This is a genomic window from Pseudomonas sp. 51_B (assembly GCF_017491595.1).
Taxonomy (GTDB): domain Bacteria; phylum Pseudomonadota; class Gammaproteobacteria; order Pseudomonadales; family Pseudomonadaceae; genus Aquipseudomonas; species Aquipseudomonas promysalinigenes.
On record NZ_JAFGYW010000346.1, the window covers coordinates 1 to 459 of the forward strand.

Annotated in this window: 1 protein-coding gene; it reads left to right on the forward strand. The window is 63.2% G+C overall.

Translation table 11 applies throughout. The features are described 5' to 3' along the window. Positions 1–459: LLM class flavin-dependent oxidoreductase (locus J5M56_RS25150; RefSeq protein ID WP_207938080.1), on the forward strand; the 459-nt coding region annotated here is incomplete at both ends.

Genomic DNA, 459 nt, shown 5'->3' on the forward strand with positions numbered 1-459 from the left:
GCCGCTAACGATACTTTCAGCGCTGGCAGCTGTTACCTCCCACATCGGCCTGGTGGCCACGGTCACCGTCAGCTACACCGAGCCTTTTCAGGTGGCCCGCCAGTTCGCCTCGCTTGACCTGATCAGCGGCGGCCGCGCCGGCTGGAACGTGGTGACATCGTGGCTGTCGGGTACCGCGGATAACTTCGGCAAGGACCAGCACCCGCCTCATGCCGTGCGCTACCGCATTGCCCGTGAACATGTCCAGGTAGTTCAGGGCCTGTGGGACTCGTGGGAGGACGATGCGTTTACCCGCAACAAAGAGACCGGCGAGTTTTTCGACCCGGCCAAGCTGCACACCCTGGGCCATCAGGGCGAGTTCTTCAAGGTTAAAGGGCCGCTGAACATCCAGCGCTCACCCCAGGGCCAACCGCTGATCTTCCAGGCCGGGGTGTCTGAAGACGGCCGCGATTTCGCAGC